The organism is Stenotrophomonas sp. STEN038, from assembly GCF_056759895.1.
Window position 1 is genome coordinate 1 of record NZ_JBRRDW010000055.1, and the last position, 21,346, is coordinate 21,346.

The following is a 21,346-nucleotide window of genomic DNA, read 5'->3' on the forward strand; positions in this document are numbered from 1 at the left end:
CATCCGATATGGGGGGGGGGATATTTCCGCGGGCTTCCACTCGGGGGGGGGGGGGTCCGCGGTCCGGGCCACCGCCCTGTGGGGCGGGGCGCTACAGGAGTGTTCCCAGCCATGCTTGTGGGAGCTGCGTCAGCCGCGACGCTGGTAATGCCGGAAAAGCCCACCCCTCCCCTTGGCTTCGCCAAAGGGAGGGAGCGAAATCGTAGTGCCGAGCCATGCTCGGCAGGGGCTTCACCGGTATCGCCTCAGCCGAGCATGGCTCGGCGCTACACAGGAACGCGGTTGGCAAGATTGCCAGCTTCGCGGCTTACGCCGCTCCCACAACAACAACGAAGCCGTCGTGGCACACTGCCGCCATGCGCGCTCGCCTGCCCCTGCTCGGTTGCCTGATCTGGTTGCCCGTCGCGGCCTTGGCGGTTGATCCGCCTCCCACCAGCTCGGCGGACAGCGTACGCATCTACCGCTGCATCGGCAGCAATGGCGCGGTGTCGCTGCAGGATGCGCCCTGCACCAAGGCACATCAGCAGCAGGTGCTGGACATGGCGCGGCCGAAGGATCCGCCACCACGGCCGGCCACCACAGCACCGACACCTACAACCGCGCCAGTGATCCAGCGCGAGGTAAGGGTAGTCACCGTGCAGCCACCACAGCCGATGTACGAATGCGTCACCGACGAAGGCGAGCGCTATACCAGCGACAACAACGACGGTAATCCACGCTGGGTGCCAACCTGGGGCTATGCCTACCCAGCCCACGGTCCCGGCCACGGTGGCCCACGCCCGCCCCGCCCACCCGGCGGAGGCGGTATCCCGTGGCGAGCAGGTGTCGCGGTTCCGATGGGTTCGGTGCTGGTGCGCGACAGCTGCCATGCCTTGCCGCCGCAGGAAGTCTGCGCACGCCTGCGCGATCGCCGCTGGGAACTGATCCGCCGCTACAACAGCGCGCTGCAGAGCGAGCGTCGGGAATTGTCGCGCGAACAACGCGGCATCGACGCGCGGCTTGAACAGGATTGTGGGGGAACCTGATGCGTTGCCTGATCCTGCTTCTACTTCTGGTCGGCGCCAGCGCGCAGGCCGGCGAGATCGTGTTCTACCGCTGCACTGATGCCGCCGGCGCGCTCACCGTGCAGAACATGCCCTGCCCAAAGGGCACGCAACTGCAGAGCAAGAAAGTCATGCAGGCGGTGCAGAGCCTGCCACCTCCGCCACCGCTTGCAAGCCCGGCACCCGCAGCGCTACCGCAACTGATCGCGGCACCCGCCCCTGCTGCTGCGGTCCCCGAACCGCCGAGAGCCACCGCAGTTGCGACGGCACCACCGGTGCCGTTGCCCGAGTTGTTCCATTGCCGCACACGCGAAGGCCAGAACTACTTCAGCGAAACCAGCGAGCCGCCGTCACGCTGCGTAACCATGCAGGTCACCGGCCTGGACGGCAACCCCAATACGGGTGCAGGTGATGCCTGCGAAGTGATTCGCGATACCTGCACCGCGGTCGACCCCGCGCAGCGCTGCGCTACCTGGCAGCAATGGGTGAACGAAGCCGAATCGGAATGGCGTTTTGCCGCAGCCAGCCAGGCCGAGACGCTGCAGGAAAAACATCAGCGCCTGCGGTCGCTGCTGGCTGGCAGCGACTGCAAGACTCAGAAGCCGTAACGCAGGAAGCCACCGTCCACCGCGATGCATTCGCCGGTGACATAGCTCGATGCCGGCAGGCACAGGAAGCTCACTGCGGCCGCAACTTCCTCCGGCTCACCGATGCGACGCATCGGCGTGCGCGCGATCACTTCATCGTAGTAATCGGCATCGGACAACGGCCCGGAGGTGCGGCGGGTGCGGATGTACCACGGTGCCACCGAGTTGACGCGGATACCGTCTTCGGCCCACTCGCAGGCCAGGTTGCGGGTCATCTGCTGCATCGCCGCCTTGGTCATGCCATAGACCACGCCGCTGCGCACATGGGTGATGCCAGAGACGCTACCGACGTTGACGATGGCCGAGGATGCGTGCCGGGTCAGCAACGGGTGCGCGTAGCGGCACAGCTCGAATGCCGAGAACAGGTTGGTCTCGAAGATCCCGCGCCACTCGTCTTCTGAATACTCGGTTGCCGCCTTGGTGGTGTTGCCACCGGCGTTGTTGACCAGGATGTTCAGGCCGTCGCTGTGGTCTTCGACCCAGTCGAGGATTTCCTGCCGATCCTGGTCGTCGCTGACGTCGGCCGAGAGCGCGTGGATGGCGCGCTCCGGGAAGGTTTCGGCCAGTTCATCGCGCGCGGTTTCAAGTGCGTCGGCATCACGCCCGACGATCAGCACATCGGCACCGAAACCCAGCAATTCACGTGCGATTGCCAGGCCAATACCGGCACTGGCACCGGTGACCAAGGCGGTTTGCCCATCCAGGCGCCAACGCTGCGGATTCATGCTGTTTCCTCATCAATGCAGGGTGCGGCGTCCGTGAAGGGACGCTGCAGGAAGATGGGGCTAGGATAGCTGTCTGAGCCCAGCGGAGCATGCCGATGAAGCGTCTTTCCCTGTTGATGGTGCCGTTGCTGCTTGCGCTGGCAGCGTGCAAGCCACAAGCGCCGGACACCGAACGCCCTCCTGAGCCGCAGGCGACCGCATTGCGTGATGCGATGAAGAAGGACCTGGATCAGGCCAAGGCCGCAGCAGCAGCGGCTGAGCAGGCCAGCAAGGCGCAGAAAGCCGAGCTGGATGCGGCGATTGGTGGCGCCGATACCGCCAAGTAGCGCGTCACCTGTAGTGCCGAGCCATGCTCGGCATCGGGCTTTACCGGTAACGTCTCTGCCGAGCATGGCTCGGCACTACAGAGCAGAAACAACAACGCCGCCCTTGGGCGGCGTTGTTATTACACGTCACACAGGCGCGCTTACAAGCCGCAGAAGCAATACGCCAGCGATTTCACCGGTGCGCCGTTGCGGTCCTTCACTGCGTCTTCGACGAAGCGCAGCTGGGTGTCCAGCTCCGGCATCTGCTTGGCGATCAGCATGCGTGCGACGCCCGAGTCGGCCAACATCCAGGCGCCGGCGCGGCTGCCGGCAAAGCCGGTCATGAACTGCGCGAACGGCGTCGCTGCCTTCTCGATGTAACGCACGCGGAACGTATCGCTTTCACCAAGCTTGGCGCGCGCTGCCGCATCGGCTACGGCCGCCTTCAAACCACCGAAGGCATCCACCAGACCGCGCTCCTTGGCCTGCGCACCGCTCCACACGCGGCCGCGTGCGACTTCATCCACCGCTTCAACCGGCTTGTTACGTGCCGCTGCAACCTTGCCGGTGAAATCGGCATAGCCCTTGTTGATCACCGACTGGATCACCTGGCCAACGGCCGGGTCCATCGGCCGGGTCACGTCGAATGCGCCCGCAAAACGGGTGGTGCCGACACCGTCGGTATGCACGCCGATCTTGTCCAGGCTGCGGGCGAAGTTCGGGATCATGCCGAAGATGCCGATCGAGCCGGTGATGGTGGATTCGTCGGCATAGATGCGGTCGGCATTCATGCTGATCCAGTAACCACCGGATGCAGCCATGTCACCCATCGACACCACCACCGGCTTGCCGGCGGCCTTGAGCGCTTCCACTTCACGACGGATCTGCTCGGAGGCGAACACTTCACCGCCCGGCGAATCCACGCGCAGCACCACGGCCTTCACGTCGTCATCGTCGCGGGCTTCGCGCAGCAATGCCGAGGTCGAGACGCCACCGATGCGGCCAGCCGGCAGGTCGCCGCCAGCGATCTCGCCTTCGGCAACCACCACGGCCACCTGCGGACGCGAATCCATCGGCGAGCGACGTGCGTCGAGCTGGGTCAGGTACTCGCCCAGGCCGATCTGGCGGTAGCCGCCGTCAGCATCGCCGTCGGCGACGCCGCGCTCGGTGAGCAGCGCGTCCACTTCTTCGCGGGTCTTCAGGCCATCCACCAGCTTCTGCTGCAGGGCGAAACGGGCCAGGTCACCCTCGGCAGCGGCAATGCCTTCGGGCAGCGTGTCGATGCCAGCAGCCAACTGTGCTGCGTCGAGCTTGCGTGCCTTGGCGATGTCGCCCAGGTAGCGCTGCCACACGTCGTTCATCCAGAACAGGTCGGCTTCCTTGGCCTGCGGCGAGGCGGCGTCGAGCACATAGGGCTCAGCGGCGGACTTGAACTCGCCCACCTTGAACAGGTGCACGTCCACGCCCAGCTTGTCCTGCAGACCGCTGCGGAAGTACTGGCGATAGCGACCAAGGCCTTCCAGCAACAGGCCGCCCATCGGGTCGAGGTAGACCTCATCGGCCTGCGCGGCCAGCAGGTACTGCGACTGGCCCATGTTCTCGCTGAAGGCCACGACCTGCTTCTTGGCTGCACGCAGATCCTGCAGCGCGGCGGTCACTTCACGCATCGAAGCAAAGCCGCTGGGCTGCAGCTTGTCCAGCTGCAGCACCACGCGGTTGATCTTCTTGTCGTCCTTGGCCGCTTCGATGGCGCGGATCAGGTCGCGCAGTTGCAGCTCTTCGGCATTGGTTTCACCCAGCGCCTTGCCCAGCGCGCGGCTGAGCGGGTCGGTGCTGTACTGCTCGACCAGACGGCCTTCCGGCGCGATCACCAGGGTGGTGCCTTCCTGCAGCACGGTCGTCGACGAAGCGCCCTTGCCCACGGCAACCATCAAGCCGATCAGGATCAGGAACAACAGGCCGAAGAACAGCAGGTTGAGGATCAACCGGCGGGTGAAGTTCATCACGTCCCAGATGCCGATGAAGAAGCTGGCAACGGGATTGCGGCGTGGCACTGGAGGGGGATTCATGGACGCTCCGATTGGGGCTGGTTGCAAGTCAGGATACGCATAACCGGACGCCGCCGGCATGGCCTTTAAGTCAGGGGGCAGCCTGGGCGATAAGCCGGCCACTGCTGACCCGCAGCCGCCAGCCCAACAGCACCGCAGCCACGGTCAAACCAATGATCAGGCCGATCCACATGCCCTGCGGCCCCCAGCCCAGACCCAGTCCAAGCCCGGCACCGACCGGCATGCCCACGCCCCAATAGGCGAACATGGCGATGAACATCGGCACGCGGGTGTCCTTGAGCCCACGCAGGGCGCCAGCGGACAGCACTTGGATGCCATCAGGGATCTGGAAGGTGGCCGCATACAACAACAAGGTGGAGGCCAAAGCGGCCACCGCAAGGTCGTCGGTATATAGACCCACCACCACGTCATGGCCCAGCAACAAGGCGGTGATCGACACCATCTGGGTCACCAGCACGATGGCGTAGCCGGCCCAGGTTGCCCGGCGCACGCCCAGCGGATCATTGCTACCAACGGCATGGCCGACGCGCACGGTGGTGGCCTCGGCCACGCCCATCGGGATCATGAAGCACAGCTGCGCCACATTGATCGCGATCTGGTGCGCGCTGGCTTCGGTGGCACCAATGCGGCCAATCAGCAGCGCGGTGATGATGAACAGACCGCCTTCCATCAGCACGGTAATGCCGATCGGCAGACCGGTGCGCAGCAGGTCCCAGATGGCACGCGGGCGCGGCAGTTCGAAATGACTGAACAACTGCAGGTGGGCGAAACGCTTGGTGGTCCACAGATAGGTGGCAAAGGCGATGGCCTGCACCCACATGGTCACCGAGGAAGCGATGCCCAGGCCTTCGGCTCCCAGCTCGGGGAAGCCGAACTTGCCGTTGCACAGCGCATAACCCAATGGCCCCAGCACCAACAGGCCACCGAAACCGATCAGCATCGTCGGCAAGGTCCAATGCATGCCTTCGCTGAGGTAGCGCATGCAGAAGTACAGGGTCAGTGCTGGCACGCCCCAACGGATGGCATGCAGGAAGTCGGTGGCACCGGGCACGATTTCAGGGGCAATACCGAACGCAGGCAGGAACGCCGGCACCACGCTCAGGAACAGGAACATCAGCGCGCTCAAGCCCACGCCCAGCCACAGTGCCTGGCGGAACAGCGGGCCGATTTCGCGATCACGGCCAGCGCCGTGCAGCTGCGATACCGAGGCGGTAAGCGAGATCAGGGTGCCGATCGGCACCAGCATCGGCAGCCATAGCAGGGCCGTACCGATGCTGACCGCAGCGAAGGTATCGGTGCCATGGTGGCCGGCGATGGTGTTGTCGACAAAGGCAATAAGACCGGTGGAAACGTGGCCCAGCACCAATGGCAGGGCAAGCAGTCCGGTCGTCCGCACTTCTTGCATGAAGCGCGGCGTAGCGGGAGACATGGACATAAAACACAGGGACGCGGACTACGGCCGGCGCAGGAAGCGCACAGATGCCGGGTCGCGGAGTGTGCCTATTCTACCGTGGCAACACTGTTACGGCCCCGCACCGCGGATGAACGGACGGCGTGGTGTGGCAAAGCGCGGTACTCAGTGCCCGACTTTCTCGCGCAACCAGGCATCGCGCTGCGCCGGTGCCAAGCCCAGCAATTGGGTACGCAGCTCTTCACGCTGCTGCGGCGGAGTGCGCTGCGAAATCAGGCTCAGCTGTTCCAGCTGGGCGGCATCGAGTTGTCGCAGCAGCGCAATCACCGGCTCGCGCTCGGCTGCCGGCAGGTAGCCGAACAGGGGCTGCAGACGCGGATACAACACACCCAGCTGCGGGCCCAGCAACCAGCCATCGCGGTGCATCTGGTCGATAGCCATATAACGCGCACGCAGGGCCTGCCGTTGTGCGTCCGGCAGCGCGGCGATTGCCGCCGCCGCCTGGCGGATGCGCTGCTGTTCGCTGGCCGGCAGCGCCTGCCAGGCTGCGTAGCGGCTACGGACCTCGCGCTTCTGCTCCGGGCTCATCGAGGCCCAGGCGCTGCGAGTGCTGATCACGCTGGCACTGCCGAGCGTGGTCGGCAGCCCCGGTAAAGCGGTCGGCGCAGCCGCCTGCAGTGGCAGCGCAACGGTCAGGATCAGACCCGCCAGGACAGACTTACTCGTCGGCATCTGCCGTCTCCAGTGCTGCACCGGCCGGTTCCGGGCGGCTGGGTTGCGGCTGCGACTCGTCCACCGGGATCGGGCCACCGGCTGCATACCAGGCGTGGAGATCGGCATCGCGGGCCGTGTCCAACGCGGGATCGGCCAGCATGGCCGCATCGGCAGCCGCATGCGGGTCTTCGCCCGGTCCGGCCGGCGGGCTGTCGTCGGGCAGCGATTCCACCTGCACCGGACCATTGTCGGCCAACCCATTGCCGCCATTCGGGTCGGCGCTCACCGCCGTATGCGAACGCCACCACCACAACGCCACCACCGCCAGCAGCAACAGCGGCAAGCACAGCAGCAGCCAGGTGCGCAGCGTCCACGGCTTGGACTGCTTGCGCCGCGGCGCGGGCTTGCGGCGACGGTCGTCTTCCACGCGTGGGCTGCTGCTTGCGCTGGCGGCCGGAGCGGAAGCAGCAGGCAAGGCACCAGTAATAACCGACTCGCGCAGCTGTTCGAGCTGCTGCAGGCGCGGCGGCGACAGGTCGCGGATCAGCGCCTGCACCTGCTCGGCCAAGGCGCGCCAACTGGCGGCATCCGGGCGGCCACCGGCATCCATCGGGCAGGCACCAGCCAGCGCTTGCCGATAGGCGTTGGCGTCCACACCCAGCACCGCTGAAGCCGCTGCTTCATCCAGGCCGGCGCCAATCCGCAGCAACAGCGCCAGACGCTCACCCGCTGCCAGCGTACCCAGGTGTGCGAAGGCTGGCTCCCAGTTGCCCGGATTGGTCGGCTTCAGCAACTGCGGGGTGCTGCACAGCAGGCCCCAGAAGCGGGCTGGCCATTCGACCATCAGCAGCTGCGCGGCATGCCCGGCAAACGCTCGCATGGCTACGGCCACCGCACGTTCGCCGACGGCGGCATCGCCGGCCTGCAATTCAGCAACTACCAGGGCGCGGCGTTCCACCCCGCGTAAAAAGGCGGACAGAGCATTGGCTGCGGCCGGCGAAAGAGGGGCTGGTGCAGCCATCATGTGAACTCCGTCATGCCGTGATGATACCGAGCGCACACCCTGCTGCCGACGCCCCAAGCCATCACCGGACCGATTCCGCAAGCCGCTGCAACAACTTGTGCACAGCGTCAATACGCTATGACAAGCGACTCAAGCAAGCCGCCGTGAGACTGTATTTCTTTTTTGTTTCAAGGATAACCCATTGATTTTAATAAAATATTTGATGTGGCTATTTTTTGACCAAGTTGACCCAAAGGCTTGCTCCATCGCCCTGAACGCGTGGAGCACATTACTCACCCACAGAGTTATCCACAGGAAGTGTGGATAACAATAAATCTCCAAGCGCAGCCAGCGTTTACGCCGCATTTATGCAGGACTTCACAGCATCGGGATGACGGTGAATGGAGCCAGCCAAGTCGTCGGCTGCGGCTAAACTTGGCCCATGCCTGATTGCCCCACTCTGCGCCTCGCCCTGCCGGTGCCCCTGCCGCAGCTTTTCGACTACCTGCCCCCGGCCGGCGCCCCCGCGCCCCAGGTCAGCGATGTGGGACGTCGGTTGCGGGTGCCATTCGGCCCACGCGAGCTGGTCGGGGTCGTCGAGGCCATCGGCCACAGCGATGACCCGGCGACCTTGCGTCCGGCCCTGCAATGGCTGGATGAGGCCGCACTGCTGCAGGGCGAACTCAGCGCCTCGCTGCGCTGGCTGGCACGCTATACCCACGCCCCGCTGGGTGAGGTGATCGCAACCGCGCTGCCCGCACCGCTGCGGCGCGGCGAGCCGCTGCCCGACACGCACGGCTGGGCCTGGGAACTGACCGAGGCCGGTCGCGCCGGTTACGGGCGCCTACGCAGCGGTACCCGCCCGCAACGTCTTGCCACGCTGCTGCTGGAAGCTGCGGTCAATGAAGACCTGCTGGACGATCAGCTGGAGGACTGGCGCAGCGCCGCCCGCGCGCTGCTCAAGCGCGGGCATGCGCAGCGCATCGAAGTGGCTGCGGTGATCCCGCAGCCGCGCATCGTCGCCGGTCCGCAGCCGAACCCGCAGCAGCAACTGGCAATCGACGCACTGCAGGCGGCTGATGGTTTCCAGCCCTTCCTGCTCGACGGCGTCACCGGCAGCGGCAAGACCGAGGTCTACCTGCAGGCCATCTGCCATTGCCTGCAACAGGGCAAGCAGGCGTTGGTGCTGGTGCCGGAAATCGGCCTGACCCCGCAGACCCTGCACCGTTTCCGCAGCCGCCTGGGGATTCCCGTACATGCGCTGCACTCGGGCTTGAACGACAACGAACGTGCACGCGTCTGGGCAGCCGCCTCGCGCGGTGAAGCCCGGGTCATTGTTGGCACCCGCTCGGCGATTTTCACGCCACTGCCGCAGGCCGGCCTGATCGTCATCGACGAGGAACACGACGGCAGTTACAAACAGCAGGAGGGCATCCGCTACCACGCGCGTGATTTCGCCATGGTGCGTGGCAAGGCATTGAATGTGCCGGTGGTGCTGGGCAGCGCAACGCCATCATTGGAATCCCTGCACAACGCACGCAGCGGCCGCTACACGCACCTGCGCCTGCAGCAACGCGCCGGGGATGCCAAGCCGCCGGGCGTGCGCGTGTTCGACGTGCGCAAGCGCCCGTTGCAGGATGGCCTGTCACCGGAAGTGCTGGTTGGCATCGAGCAGCACCTGAAAGCCGGCAGCCAGGTGTTGGTGTTCAAGAACCGCCGCGGCTACGCGCCGGTGCTGCTCTGCCATGACTGCGGCTGGACCGCGCCGTGCAAACGCTGCAGCACCCCACTGCACAAGACACCGATGACCGTGCATGGTGGCGGTCGCCGCCTGCAATGCCACCACTGCGGCGCGCGCCAACCGGTGCCCCTGGCCTGCCCGGATTGCGCCAGCCTGGCGCTGCAGCCGCAGGGCATTGGTACCGAGCGCCTGGAAGAACGTCTGCTGCAGTTGTTCCCCGACTACCCGGTGCTACGCATCGACCGCAGCACCACCAGTCGTCGCGATGCACTGGAGCAGACACTGGCGACGCTGGGCGATCAACCCGGCATCCTGGTCGGCACGCAGATCCTGGCCAAGGGCCACGACCTGCCGAAGTTGACCTTGGTAGTCGTGGTCGGCATCGATGAAGGCCTGTTCTCGGCCGACTTCCGCGCCAGTGAAAAACTGGCGCAGCAGTTGATCCAGGTCGCCGGCCGCGCGGGTCGCGCCGAGCGCCCCGGCGAGGTGTGGCTGCAGACGCACCATCCGGACAACGCCTTGCTGCACACCCTGGTCAACGGTGGCTACCACGCCTTTGCCGATGCCGAACTGCTGCAACGTGAGGCCGCTGGATTTCCCCCATTCGCGCACATGGCCTTGCTGCGTGCCGAGGCAAAGCAGGTGGAGCAGGCCAATGAATTCCTGGCTGCGCTCAAGCAGCTGGTCCCAAAGCAAAGCGATGTTGAGCGCTTTGGACCGATGCCTGCACCGATGCCACGGCGTGCAGGTTTCCAACGCACGCAGCTGCTGTTGTCGGCCGAACAGCGGCGCCCCTTGCATGCGGCGCTGGATGGCTTGATGGCGCAGGCCTATGGTTTGCCGCAGGCGCGCCGCGTGCGTTGGTCGCTTGATGTGGATCCGATGGATCTGTATTGATCTGGTGCTTTGCAGGAGCGACGCGAGCCGCGAAGCTGAAAATGCACGTGATCCCGGTAGAGCCGAGCCGTGCTCGGCTGGAGCTTTACCGGTAACGCCTTTGCCGAGCATGGCTCGGCTCTACGCTTGGGTCTACTGGTGAAGCCCCTGCCGAGCATGGCTCGGCACTACGTTGGGGTCTACTGGTGAAGCCTCTGCCGAGCATGGCTCGGCACTACAGGGCATTGCTTGGAACGCCTCTGCCGAGCATGGCTCGGCACTACAGGGCATTGCTTGGAACGCTTCTGCCGAGCATGGCTCGGCACTACGCTGCTACCGATAGAAATCGGCAATCTGGCCGGTGAACTGCTGTGGGTTGGCACCTACAAGATTGGTCAGCACCACCACCGCCAGGCCTTCGTCCGGATAAACCACGAACGCCGCCCGTGCGCCGCCGAAGCTGCTGATCTGGCGCTTTCCCGCCGGCCCCGATACTGGCCAGCCCGCGGCCCAATCACCTTCACTGCCATCGTTCAGACGCTCCGGCGTCCACAGCTGCGTCAGGCTGTCAGCACGCAGCACGCGCTGCTGCAACAAGGCCGCCAACCACCGCGCCAGATCATCGGCAGTGGTCTGGATACCGCCACCGGCCCACAAGCCCTGTGGCATGTCGTAGAACCAGTGCGAAAGTCGCTTCGGTGCACCGGCAGCATCACTGCTGCGTGGAAAAAAGCTGTACATGGTCGCCGCGTTCGGCAGCAGATCGTAGCTGTCACCGAACCCGACGTGCGTCATGCCAACACGCTTGAACTGGTTGTCCGCCAGATAGTCCTCGTAGGTCCTGCCACTGCGCTGAGCGATGATCCTGGCCAGCAAGCCATAGTTGGTCTGGTTGTAGGCGAAACGCGCGCCCGGCAAGGCCTGCATCGGCTGCTGCTCAACCAGCTGCCATGCCTTTGCTTCGGAGCCACCACCAACCAGCCCCTGCGCATCGACGATATCCGGCAGGCCGGAGGTATGCGCCAGCAGCTGGCGTACACGGATCGCCTGCCACGCGGCGGGCAGTTGCTGCAGATAGGTGGAAATTGGCGCATCAAGATCAAGCTGCCCGGCTTCGACCAGTTGCATGACCGCAACGCCGGTGAATGCCTTGGTCGCCGAGTTGATGGGGAACAGGGTCGCAGGCGTGGCTGCCACCCTGTTCTCGACATTGGCCAGCCCCAGCGCCGACGAGAACACCAGCTTGCCGTCCCTGACCACCGCAACCTGCAGTCCCGGGATGCCTCGGTCCTCCATGGTGGCAACAATGAAGCGCCGTGTCGCGTCATTGGCAGCCTCCAGCGTCGCCGCAGCCAACTGAAGAGGCAGCACGCAGAGAAGCACACCCAGGCACAACAGGTTTCGGGAGGTTGCACGTCGCATCGTCTGGCTCCGGTCGTGACGGGCGGAAATGTGTCGGATCGCGGCTGTCGCGATCACCGACTCCAGACTTGGATGCATGAAACAGGCAAAAGGTTTAAACCGGCGATCACCCGCACCCGGCATTCGCCATCGCCTCGATCGGGCTGAGCCCCGCACCTCAGCGCCCGGGATGCTGCAGCATCCGCTGCATCATCCTCTGCTCGCGGATGACGACGTGCCACGCCGCACTGCCAATGGACAGTTCAACCTCGCGACGCAACCTTGCATCGCTCATGATCCATGATCCGTTGCGGATGTAGCGGTGCAGTGCATTCGCGCTCGTTTCGGCGGCGAACGCCGGCTCCTCCAGGCGCATCTCCATAGGCAGCGCAACGGCTGTCACGCTAAGCGTCCGCGACCATCCACATCACAGATCAACGCCGAAGCCAACGCCGGCGGACTTCTCACCGCCACCGAAGGCGCCGCCCAGCGAGAACGAAGCGCGCGCCCCCAGCCGCACGCCATAACCGATCGACAGCGCCTGTTCTCCCCCCTGGAAACCGGCGCCCACCGCAACCCGCCCGCGCGCGCTCTGGCCACCGGCCGCGTTGATCGCCATGTTGGTCATCGCCGATGTCATCGCGCCCATCCGGTCGATGCGTCGGTCCTGATTGCGCAGGCGTCGCTCCACGCCGTCATGGAAACGACTGAAGTCGTCGCTGAACGCCGCCAGTGCGCTGTCCGTATAGGCATTGGCACTGCTCAGGGTCTGGGCTGCGGTTGTATCGGTGTACTGGTTTGCAGAAGCCAACGTCGCCGTATCTCCCGCGCTGACCTCACCACGCACGGTCGCCACCTGGGCATCGGTGTAAACCGTGGACGCGGCCAAGGTCGCGGCGTCACCGGCATCGGCATGCGCGCGCGCGGCCTGCAGTCCCATCGCCTGACTGTTGGCGACCTGCTGGTCGGTGTACTGGTTGGCCGAGTCAAGTGTGGCTGCATCGCCAGCCGCGAGGTCACCACGCAAGGAAGTCTCACGCGTATCGGTGTAAGCATTCGCCGAAGCCAGCGTGGCTGCATCCCCCGCTGCCATGTCCGTGCGGATCACGGCCTCGCGTGCATCGGTATGCGCATTGGCCGCATCCAAGGTGGCCGCGCCGCCGGCGACGATGTCGTCGCGGATGGCCGCTTCACGCGCATCGGTATAGCTGTTGGCGCTGGCCAGGGTCGACGCGTCCGCATCGGCCATATCGGTGCGGATCGCTGCCTCGCGCGTATCGGTGTGCGCGTTGGCCGCATCCAGCGTGGCGTCCCCCCCGGCGGCGATATCGTTGCGGATGGCGGTTTCGCGTGCATCGGTGTATTGATTCGCCGCCACCAACGCAGCACCAGCCTTCGCATCGGCATAGCCCTGCAGCGTGGCGCCTTGAGCGGTCAGTCCCGCATCCAACGCGCCCAGCGCTGAGCCCACGTCGTGTTGTATCCCTCCCTGGACCGCATAGTGCGGCGCGGTGAACACGCCGCCACTGTACACAGCACCGCCACCCAACCACGCAGCCACACCTGCGAGGCCGCTGCTGTTGGATGCAGACACCGCGTTCAACTGGGTAACGTTCACCGCGTCATTGCCAGCGGTGCCGGCAGCAACGTTGGTGATGCGCCGCTTCAATGTAGCCGAACCCACCGACACTACGTTGGCAAGGCCGCCGTCATTGCTGCCAGAACCCAATGCCACTGAGCCACCACCGGCAGCTACCGCATTCCTGCCGATGGCGACGTTGTTGTCCGTGCCCGGAGCGCCCGTTGGGGCCGAGAAACCGCAGCACATGTCATTGCCAACGCCACCGTTGCCGGCCTGGCTGCCATCGCCGAGAGCAATGTTGAAGTTGCCACCATCAGCACCGTTTCCGCCGGTACCGCCCGCAGAGCCGATACCCGCCTTGCCACCGTTGCCCGCGCTGCTGCCCCTGCCCAGTGCCAGGTTGTAGGTACCTCCATTGCCACCGATGCCACCGGTCCCCCCTGCAGTCCCATTCGAGCCCTGCCCGCCCATGCCGGCCGAACTGCCCTGCCCGAAAGCGGTGTTGCCGGTGGCATTGCCCAGCCCGCCAGCAGAGCTGCTCCAGCCCAGCATGTTCGGGCCTGCGGGCCCGTCACCACCCACCCGGCTGCCATCCTGGCAGGCGATGGCGCCGGTGGCGGTGTCCTGCGTGCAAGGCGCCGTCGGCGAGGTGCCGCCAATCACTTCAGCGGCCTGCGCCGGCAACAATGGCAGCAAGGCAAGCATGGCAGCCGCCGCCAGCGGCGCAGCCTTGGTAACGGAATGACGGTTCATGATGGAATCCCCCGAATCAGCAAGGGGCAAACCTACCGCCGGGCCCACCAGTCCCGCATCCACGAAATCAGGTATCGGCCGGTTGCCTCCCCATCATCGGCTCACGCCATCAGTGGCAATACCAAGGCCAGCCGGGTGCCGGTGCCATTGGCAGCGGGTGATACCTGCAGCTCACCACCCAACCGACGCGCCCGTGAGCGCATGCTGGCCAAGCCTGCACCTGGGCGCACCGCAACCGTTCCGTCACTCCCCTGCGCCAAGCCGACCCCGTCGTCGTCGATATGCAGTTGCAGCTGGTCGCCCTGCCTGCGCAGGTAAACATCCACGCGCTGCGCGCGGCTGTGCTTGAACACATTGGTCAGGCCTTCCTGCAGCAGGCGCAACAGGTCGAGACTGCGGGTGGCGCCAAGCTCGATGCCATCGATGTCCTGCAGGTGCCAGTGGGCCTGGATATCCACCGCGTCCAGCAAGCCACTGGCACGGTGGCGCAGCGGCGCCAGCAGCTCGGCCAGATCGGCCTGCTCGCGAGCGGTGCTGTCGATGACCAGACGCAGGTCGTCACGCATCTCGCGCAGCACGCCGATGACCTGCTCCCGTGGCGTGTCATCCGGCGCCTGCTCCAGGCGGGCGATTGCACCTACCAAGGTGCCACCAAAGCCGTCGTGCAGGTCACGCACCAGCTGCAGGCGTTCACCGGCACGGCTGTGCGACAGCTCCAAGGCATGCTGTTGCTGCAAGGTGTCGGCCAACTGCGTGGTGGCCTGCTGCACCTCATGGCGCAACTCGGCATTGAAGCCTTCCACACGCTGCATGGTGTTGGCGAAGCGGTAGGCCAGCACGAAGCCCATGCCAAGCAGCATCAACGGCGAGGTGAACGAGCCCAGATAGCTGACCCCGCCATACCAGCCCATGTAGACGCCAAGATCGTGCAGCGACACCGCGATCGGCAGGATGATGCACAGCGCCAGCACCTGGTAATCACGCCGCCCACTGCGCAGTGCATAGCCCATGAAGGCGAACGAGACCACGTACAGGAAGGCGATGGTCGGGACCAGATAGACATTCCGGTTTGGCCCTAGCCATTGCGGCCACAGCAAGGCGCCGGCCATGACCAGTACAGCGATAGCCAGCAACACGCGCTCCAGTCGCGGCCAGCGACGCTCGCAGAAACGCAGCAGGAAGATCGTGTGCGCCGCTGCCGCTGCGACGTAGCAGGCACCGATGAAAGCCTGCCAGCCATCAGTGGTGGCGAACGGCCACGGGCTGCTGGCAAAAAAATTGCTGTCGTACAGGCGTCCGAACACCGCGCTCAAGGCATACCAGCCGTACATCGACTCCTTGCGTCGCAACAGCCAGAACATGCCGATCACTGCCGCCAGCACGAAGCCAATCGCACTATCCAGAACCTGCAGGTCGTGGCGGACGAAGATCTCCTTGCGATAACGCGCCTGCAATTCCTTCGGATCGCCTACATCCACCACGCCCAGCGAAGGTTGGTAAGCAGCCAGGCCGGACACCCGCACCAGCAGTTCGTTCTCGCCCTGTTTCAGCAACGGCGACTGCAACAGGAAATAGCGCGGTACATGCCAGCTGCGTGAGAGCGGCTCGACCAAGGATGGATCGCGATCGATCAGACTGCCGTTGAGATAGACCGCCGCCGCCATGCAGGTGTAGTCCAGTAACAGACCAGTCGGTTGGTTGGCATCGCTCTGCTGCCAACGTAGCCGATACCAGACCACGCCGTCGTGATCCGGCCAGCGGGTCTGCCACTGGTCTGCCAGAGCTACCTGCACCCAACCCTGCGCGGGTGGCGCCGGCGATTGCCAGTCGGCGCGCACCGCCTCGGCGTCGGCGATGCGGGTGATGTTGGCTGTCTGAGCGCTGGCGCTGCCAACGCCGGCTAGCAACAGCAGCAACAACAACCAACGAATCATGGCAGCAGCCCCATCGCGCGCGCTTCGTATACCGCCGCAGTCCGCGAACCTACGGCAAGCTTGCGGTAGATATTGCGGGTGTGTGCCTCGATGGTCAGCCGTGACAATCCCAGAAGCTCGGCGATCTCGCGATTGCCATAGCCCTGTGCGACATGGCTGAGAATGCCGAGTTCGCGCTCGGACAGGTGCACGCTGGGGCTCGCTGGTGAAGCAACTGACGGCTGTGCGGCAGGCAGCAATGCCAGAATTCGTCGCGCGATCATCGGATCAATCGGTGCGCCGCCGCGTTGCAGGCTGCGCAGTGCGACCGTCAGCTCGATGTCGTCGCGGTCCTTGAGCAGGTAGCCGATGGCACCGGCGCGCAGCGCGCCGAAAATGGCTTCTTCTTCTGCGAATGCGGACACGATCACGGCCTGCAGCTGCGGCACATGCTGCTGCATCCAACCGACAAGTTCGATGCCGGTGCCGTCGGGCAGCTGCATGTCTACCAGGGCCAGGTCGAAGTGGTGGGTCTGCAGAAGTGTGCGGGCGCTGCCGAGATTGTCGGCCGTATGGATCTGCGGCGCTTGCTCGACCAGCAATTCAGCCACGAGCCGAGCCAGCCTCGCCAGCGAAGCTGCGTCGTCGTCGATGATCAGAATGGAAGACAGCTCCATCGGCCCCCGCCATGGTCCGTGTTGGGACGGAGTTTAGCGTGGTCTTACGGTTGGCTTGTGATGGGGCCTTGCGGGGGGGGGCTATTCGCGACCTCGGGACGGCAAAAGCTACCTCCGTTGGGATCAATAGGCGAGGCGGCCCTCACCCCCTGCCCCCGCTCCGCGCCCCAGCCCTTGCGTTGACGCAAGGGCGTTCGTTGGGCAGCGAACCTGCGGTTCGCAAGCTGCTCCCCTCACCCCGCAAGCGGGAGAGGGGAGGAAGCCCAGCTTCGGACGATCTACGAAACAGCCTTGCTCCGGATGGTTTACCAGAAAGCCTTACTGCGGATGAATCCGGGAAGCTTTGGCTCTCGCTCTTACCAGGTACGACGCAGCGGATGAGCTTCGGTGTTGAAGACCACGCCTTCGAAGTCCAGGGTCTTGGCCGGGGCGAACAGCAGGTAGTAGTACTTGAACGTCTCGGCGAACAGGAAGCTCTCCATCGAGTCGTCCTTCTCCTTGCTGCGCACGTCCTTCAGTGCGGAGAAGCCATGATCAGTGCGGGTGTAGCGCACGAAGTCGTCGAAGAACTCCTTGCCCATGCCGCGGTAACGCGCGTCACCGGTGTAATGGTGCAGGTAGTACGCGGACTCGACGATCTCCGGGCGCAATGCATAGCTCGGCGAGCGTACTTCCATCTTGGCGTAGTCCAGCGACTCCGGTTCGATGTCGTGCAGGCGCCACATCTTCAGGTTGGATTCCTGCAGGCGCTTGGCACGATCCAGGTCACCGCCCAGGGCCAGCAGGCCCGGCATGAAGGCATCCAGCGCGCCATAAGTGGTAGACGTGCGGGCACCGGTGTCCATGTCGGCGTGGCCGTACCACAGCTCGCCCGGGCGGGATTCATCGGCCAGGTACTGGTTGATCGGGCCGATGCTCTCGTCCCACATCTTCTTGCAGTCCTCGTCGCCGAACAGCTTCCAGCACTTGAGCAGGTACTCGTAGTACGAGTCGATGCCGCCGGCAATCGAGGCGTCCTTGTTGGTCCACTCGCCGGTCTCGACGTTGATGTTCAAACCGACCAGGCCGATCTTGGAACGGCGCTTGTGGGTTTCCACCAGCGCACGCTTGGCCTTGTCGTAATACGCCTGCTTGCCGGTGAGCTTGGCCAGGGTGCCGAACTCCAGCAACAGCGTGCCGGTTTCGGCCGGGTTGCTGATCTTGCCGCTGGTCTTGCCGGTGTGCAGATTGACGTGGGTGTACGGCAGACCGGTCGGGCTGTCGAAGACCGGCGATAGGCGCGTCCCCAGATCATCGGCGAGCTTGAGCAGGCGTTCGTCGTTGGTCATCTGGTAAGCCGAGAGCAGGCCACCGAGCAGACGGATGGTGACCTCGAAGTTCTGCACGTCGATGTCCTGGTCGAAGGACAGCTGGGTGACAATCAACTCGCGGGCTTCGCTGGCTTCCTTGTCCAGGCCGAGCAGCAGCAGCGTGTCCAGTGCATCCACCGGCGACATCAGCAGCGGCTTCGGATACCAGTCGCGCGGCTGGCCACTGATCGGCTTCAGGTCATCGTGGCCCTTGGCGTACTGCATGTAACCCTGCCAGGCGTGGCGGGTGGCTTCGCGGACCTGCTCGGCCATACGTGCAGCTTCGGCGTCATCGACGGCCGGAAGCGCGGCATCAGCCGGTGCAGCAGCTGCGGCCGGTGCAGCCGGGGTAGTGGCAGGAGCGGCGGCCTGCTGGCTGCAGGCGGAAAGCGCCAGCATCAGCGCGGCGACCAGGGGGGCGGTACGCAGGGAACGGGTCATCAGTGAATCCTCTCGACGGAAGCGTTGTCTTGCGATGCAACGGGACGGGACTGCAGGGTGTCGCCCAGCGTCTGCAGGTGCAGGGCCGTGCGCAGGGTGGAAAGCGGTGCGGTGCTGCGCACGACCAGCGTGCGGGTCTGGCCCGGCAGCAGATCGAAGGCGTTGTCCTCGACGCTGGCATCGGCATTGTTGAAGCCGATCCAGATGCCGCGGACCAGTTTGTCGGCACGCAGCTGCAGCAGGTAATGATCGCCTTCGGCGCGCAGCTCACTGTGCAGCTGTGCCGGCTGCAGGGCTTGCTGCTTGGCGGCGACGAAGTAGACCAGGCGCTGCGCCACTACTGCGTCGCCACGCAGCAGTTCGAATACGGCGACGCTGCGGCTGGGGTCTGCGCCATGCAGCAACTCTGCGTCGCTGAAGCGTGCAGCCCCGGTGGCCGACAGTGCGGGCAAGCTGATCGGCCTGCGCTGCTGCTGCAACTCCCGCCCATCGAAATCCAGCACGCGCACACGCCACTGCCCTTGCACTTCTGCACGACCGTCGTTGAGCAGACTGAACCGGGTACTACCTTCATCGCGCAACGCGGCCACCGCCACATCGGCGAAGAAGCGCCGCGCGTGGAAGTTCAGTGCCTTCCAATTGCCGTAGTAGTCGACGCTGGACCAGGAGGCACCCGGCCACACGTCGTTGAGCTGCCAGTACAGCGAACCCATCGTGTACGGACGCGAGGCGCGGTGATGAAGCGCTGCAAGCTCGATGCCTTCGGCCTGCATCATCTGGCTCAGGTAGACGAAGTCGGGGAACGAACGCGGGGTTCCAAATTCCATCTCGATGTAGTGCAGCAGGCGCTCATTGCCCTTGCCAGCCAGGAACTTCTGGTGCGCCTCGATCACCGGCCCATCCACCTGCTGCTCTTCCGGCTTGGCGAAGGCGTTGATCGTCGACAGCTGCGGCCAGGCCTGCAGGCCGTACTCGGACATGAAACGGGGGGTTTCCTTCAGGTAAGCCGTCGGCGGCAGCGCCGGGTTGCCCCAGACTTCCCAGTAGTGCTTGTCACCGCGACGCGAGTCGTTGGCCTTGGTATCCAGATCATTGCTCGGCGAACTGGCCCAGTACGGCACACCCAAGCCTTCTTCGGCGACCACGTTGCGCAAGTCCTTGCCGAACAGGTCCACATAGCCCTGCCAGACCTTATCGGCGAAGACCGGATCAGCCTCCTTCAAGGTCTTGCCGTGGCCCCAATCCTTCCACGCGGTTTCTTCTTCGTTGTTGCCACACCACAGCACGATGCTGGGGTGGTGGCGCAGGCGACGGATGTTGTCGCGCGCTTCGGCCACAACATTGGCGCGGAACGCCGGGTCATAGCCCGGCTGCATGCCGCCGCCGAACATGAAGTCCTGCCACACCAGCAGGCCGAGTTCGTCGGCGATGTCGAAGAAGGCATCGTCTTCGTAATAACCGCCGCCCCAATTGCGCAGCATGTTCATGTTGGCATCGCGCGCGGCCTGCAGGTCGCGGCGCAGGCGTTCGCGGGTTACCCGTGCCGGGAAGGCATCAAACGGAATGACATTCGCCCCCTTGGCGAACACCGGCACGCCATTGATGACGAAGCCGAAGCCCTGCCCGCCGTCCTTGTCTTCATCACGCTGCAGCTGCACCGTGCGCAGGCCGACGCGGATGCTGGATGTCAGCGCGTCCAGCTTGCCGTCGCCCAGCCGTGCCTGCACGGTGTAACGATCCTGCGCGCCGTAACCTACCGGCCACCAACGCCGCGGCTTGTCGATCTGCAAGGGCAGCGACACGCTGTTCTCACCCGGCGTCAGCGCGACATCGCGCTTGATCTGCACGACCGACTTGCCGTCCGGGTCACGCACATCGATGAAGACCTGTTGTGTAGCAGCCTTGTCCGCCTGCTCTACCTGCAGCAGCACGCTCAGATCGGCCTTGTCAGCATCCAGCGCGTCGGTGCGTACCGCCAGATCGGCGATGCGCTGCTGTTCCCAGCTGTCCAGATGCACCTGTCGCCACACGCCGGCAGTGACATAGCGCGGGCCCCAATCCCAACCGAAGTGGTAGGCCGGCTTGCGCACGAAATTGCCAACCATCGCGTCCTTGGGCTCATCCCCGTAAGGCGATGGATAGTTGCCGGCAATCTTGTTCGGCATCGCCTGCACCTGCGGCAGCAGCGTGCGGATCGGCGAACGGAACACGATCTGCAGTTCGTTGCCCTGCGCGCGCAGGCGGCCATCCACGCGTGCACGCCAGGTGCGGTGCGCGTTGTCGGCTTTCAACAGCGGCTGGCCGTTGAGGCGGACTTCAGCGAAGGTATCCAGGCCATCGAAGCGCAGCTCGGCATGCGGGCGTGCCAGGGTTGCGGCATCAACATCGAAACGCGCGCGGTACTCCCAGTCAGCGAGACCGATCCACTGCAGGCCGGCTTCGGCAGCGCCTACGTAAGGATCGCCGATCAAGCCGGCGGCCATCAGGTCGGTATGCACGCTACCCGGCACCGTTGCCTGCTTCCACGCATCCATGCCCGGATGCGCCTGCAGCTGTGCATCGCCGGGCAGCAGACGGAATTGCCATTGCGCCTGCAATTCCACAGCCAAGCCATTGCCTGCTGCTGCCAGCAGCGCACACGACAACAAGGCGCGCCGAACACCGCGCATGCCAATTTGTATCGATCCAAATTTTTT

At 64.9% G+C, this 21,346-nt stretch carries 16 protein-coding genes; 4 read left to right on the forward strand and 12 right to left on the reverse strand.

Annotated features, from left to right (window positions below):
- The first annotated feature begins 356 nt into the window (after nt 1-356).
- Nucleotides 357-1,025 (forward strand): DUF4124 domain-containing protein, encoded by a 669-nt coding sequence (locus tag ACVOLS_RS17935; protein WP_481546760.1) that lies wholly within the window; start codon nt 357-359, stop codon nt 1,023-1,025.
- Nucleotides 1,025-1,651 carry a DUF4124 domain-containing protein gene (locus ACVOLS_RS17940; RefSeq protein ID WP_481546761.1) on the forward strand — a complete coding sequence of 209 codons (627 nt, stop codon included), beginning with the start codon at nt 1,025-1,027 and terminating at the stop codon, nt 1,649-1,651. The genes ACVOLS_RS17935 and ACVOLS_RS17940 overlap by 1 nt, the downstream gene beginning before the upstream one ends.
- Here ACVOLS_RS17940 and ACVOLS_RS17945 read toward each other — a convergent pair.
- The gene (locus tag ACVOLS_RS17945) at nt 1,639-2,415 is read right to left on the reverse strand and encodes an SDR family oxidoreductase (RefSeq protein ID WP_282273335.1); all 777 of its coding nucleotides are present in this window, start codon (nt 2,413-2,415) and stop codon (nt 1,639-1,641) included. The two genes, ACVOLS_RS17940 and ACVOLS_RS17945, sit on opposite strands and share 13 nt — an antisense overlap.
- Nucleotides 2,416-2,510: 95 nt before the next feature.
- Here ACVOLS_RS17945 and ACVOLS_RS17950 point away from each other — a divergent pair, with 95 nt between their 5' ends.
- Entirely contained in the window at nt 2,511-2,741 is a 231-nt protein-coding gene (locus ACVOLS_RS17950) for a hypothetical protein (protein WP_481546762.1), read from the forward strand.
- Between the two features lie 140 nt (nt 2,742-2,881).
- On the opposite strand, the gene sppA is transcribed toward ACVOLS_RS17950, so the two are convergent.
- The 4 genes from sppA to ACVOLS_RS17970 form a co-directional block, all read right to left on the reverse strand.
- The gene (gene sppA, locus ACVOLS_RS17955; RefSeq protein ID WP_481546763.1) at nt 2,882-4,789 is read right to left on the reverse strand and encodes a signal peptide peptidase SppA; all 1,908 of its coding nucleotides are present in this window, start codon (nt 4,787-4,789) and stop codon (nt 2,882-2,884) included.
- 70 nt (nt 4,790-4,859) lie between these two features.
- The gene (locus ACVOLS_RS17960; RefSeq protein ID WP_481546764.1) at nt 4,860-6,224 is read right to left on the reverse strand and encodes an MATE family efflux transporter; all 1,365 of its coding nucleotides are present in this window, start codon (nt 6,222-6,224) and stop codon (nt 4,860-4,862) included.
- A gap of 141 nt (nt 6,225-6,365) precedes the next feature.
- Entirely contained in the window at nt 6,366-6,932 is a 567-nt protein-coding gene (locus tag ACVOLS_RS17965; RefSeq protein WP_481546765.1) for a DUF3106 domain-containing protein, read from the reverse strand.
- Entirely contained in the window at nt 6,919-7,938 is a 1,020-nt protein-coding gene (locus ACVOLS_RS17970; protein WP_481546766.1) for a hypothetical protein, read from the reverse strand. The genes ACVOLS_RS17965 and ACVOLS_RS17970 overlap by 14 nt, the downstream gene beginning before the upstream one ends.
- 421 nt (nt 7,939-8,359) lie before the next feature.
- Here ACVOLS_RS17970 and ACVOLS_RS17975 point away from each other — a divergent pair, with 421 nt between their 5' ends.
- Nucleotides 8,360-10,555, forward strand: a complete 2,196-nt coding sequence (locus tag ACVOLS_RS17975) for a primosomal protein N' (RefSeq protein WP_481546767.1) — start codon at nt 8,360-8,362, stop codon at nt 10,553-10,555.
- A gap of 312 nt (nt 10,556-10,867) precedes the next feature.
- Here the strand turns inward: ACVOLS_RS17975 and ACVOLS_RS17980 are convergent, their stop codons facing one another.
- The 7 genes from ACVOLS_RS17980 to ACVOLS_RS18010 form a co-directional block, all read right to left on the reverse strand.
- Nucleotides 10,868-11,956: a serine hydrolase domain-containing protein gene (locus ACVOLS_RS17980; RefSeq protein WP_481546768.1), complete on the reverse strand. Its 1,089-nt coding sequence runs from the start codon at nt 11,954-11,956 to the stop codon at nt 10,868-10,870.
- 157 nt (nt 11,957-12,113) lie between these two features.
- Entirely contained in the window at nt 12,114-12,317 is a 204-nt protein-coding gene (locus ACVOLS_RS17985) for a hypothetical protein (protein WP_481546769.1), read from the reverse strand.
- A 45-nt stretch (nt 12,318-12,362) separates the two neighbouring features.
- Complete coding sequence (locus tag ACVOLS_RS17990; RefSeq protein ID WP_481546770.1) at nt 12,363-14,270, reverse strand: hypothetical protein; 1,908 nt, start codon at nt 14,268-14,270, stop codon at nt 12,363-12,365.
- A gap of 101 nt (nt 14,271-14,371) precedes the next feature.
- Nucleotides 14,372-16,204: a sensor histidine kinase gene (locus ACVOLS_RS17995; protein WP_481546771.1), complete on the reverse strand. Its 1,833-nt coding sequence runs from the start codon at nt 16,202-16,204 to the stop codon at nt 14,372-14,374.
- Entirely contained in the window at nt 16,201-16,860 is a 660-nt protein-coding gene (locus ACVOLS_RS18000) for a response regulator (protein ID WP_481546772.1), read from the reverse strand. The genes ACVOLS_RS17995 and ACVOLS_RS18000 overlap by 4 nt, the downstream gene beginning before the upstream one ends.
- Before the next feature lie 356 nt (nt 16,861-17,216).
- Nucleotides 17,217-18,650, reverse strand: coding sequence for a glycoside hydrolase family 47 protein (locus ACVOLS_RS18005; protein WP_481546773.1), 1,434 nt, complete (start codon nt 18,648-18,650; stop codon nt 17,217-17,219).
- The gene (locus tag ACVOLS_RS18010) at nt 18,650-21,319 is read right to left on the reverse strand and encodes a beta-mannosidase (protein ID WP_481546774.1); all 2,670 of its coding nucleotides are present in this window, start codon (nt 21,317-21,319) and stop codon (nt 18,650-18,652) included. Before ACVOLS_RS18010 ends, ACVOLS_RS18005 begins: the two co-directional genes overlap by 1 nt.
- Between the last annotated feature and the right edge of the window lie 27 nt (nt 21,320-21,346).

What these genes read in the sequence shown, in the direction of transcription:
- ACVOLS_RS17935 (WP_481546760.1), top strand. Translation starts at nt 357, where the DNA reads ATGCGCGCTCGCCTGCCCCTGCTCGGTTGCCTGATCTGGTTGCCCGTC.
- ACVOLS_RS17980 (WP_481546768.1), bottom strand. Translation starts at nt 11,956, where the DNA reads ATGCGACGTGCAACCTCCCGAAACCTGTTGTGCCTGGGTGTGCTTCTC.
- ACVOLS_RS18000 (WP_481546772.1), bottom strand. Translation starts at nt 16,860, where the DNA reads ATGGAGCTGTCTTCCATTCTGATCATCGACGACGACGCAGCTTCGCTG.
- ACVOLS_RS17995 (WP_481546771.1), bottom strand. Translation starts at nt 16,204, where the DNA reads ATGATTCGTTGGTTGTTGTTGCTGCTGTTGCTAGCCGGCGTTGGCAGC.
- sppA (WP_481546763.1), bottom strand. Translation starts at nt 4,789, where the DNA reads ATGAATCCCCCTCCAGTGCCACGCCGCAATCCCGTTGCCAGCTTCTTC.
- ACVOLS_RS17990 (WP_481546770.1), bottom strand. Translation starts at nt 14,270, where the DNA reads ATGAACCGTCATTCCGTTACCAAGGCTGCGCCGCTGGCGGCGGCTGCC.
- ACVOLS_RS17960 (WP_481546764.1), bottom strand. Translation starts at nt 6,224, where the DNA reads ATGTCCATGTCTCCCGCTACGCCGCGCTTCATGCAAGAAGTGCGGACG.
- ACVOLS_RS17985 (WP_481546769.1), bottom strand. Translation starts at nt 12,317, where the DNA reads ATGGAGATGCGCCTGGAGGAGCCGGCGTTCGCCGCCGAAACGAGCGCG.
- ACVOLS_RS17940 (WP_481546761.1), top strand. Translation starts at nt 1,025, where the DNA reads ATGCGTTGCCTGATCCTGCTTCTACTTCTGGTCGGCGCCAGCGCGCAG.
- ACVOLS_RS18010 (WP_481546774.1), bottom strand. Translation starts at nt 21,319, where the DNA reads ATGCGCGGTGTTCGGCGCGCCTTGTTGTCGTGTGCGCTGCTGGCAGCA.
- ACVOLS_RS17945 (WP_282273335.1), bottom strand. Translation starts at nt 2,415, where the DNA reads ATGAATCCGCAGCGTTGGCGCCTGGATGGGCAAACCGCCTTGGTCACC.
- ACVOLS_RS17970 (WP_481546766.1), bottom strand. Translation starts at nt 7,938, where the DNA reads ATGATGGCTGCACCAGCCCCTCTTTCGCCGGCCGCAGCCAATGCTCTG.
- ACVOLS_RS17975 (WP_481546767.1), top strand. Translation starts at nt 8,360, where the DNA reads ATGCCTGATTGCCCCACTCTGCGCCTCGCCCTGCCGGTGCCCCTGCCG.
- ACVOLS_RS18005 (WP_481546773.1), bottom strand. Translation starts at nt 18,650, where the DNA reads ATGACCCGTTCCCTGCGTACCGCCCCCCTGGTCGCCGCGCTGATGCTG.
- ACVOLS_RS17950 (WP_481546762.1), top strand. Translation starts at nt 2,511, where the DNA reads ATGAAGCGTCTTTCCCTGTTGATGGTGCCGTTGCTGCTTGCGCTGGCA.
- ACVOLS_RS17965 (WP_481546765.1), bottom strand. Translation starts at nt 6,932, where the DNA reads ATGCCGACGAGTAAGTCTGTCCTGGCGGGTCTGATCCTGACCGTTGCG.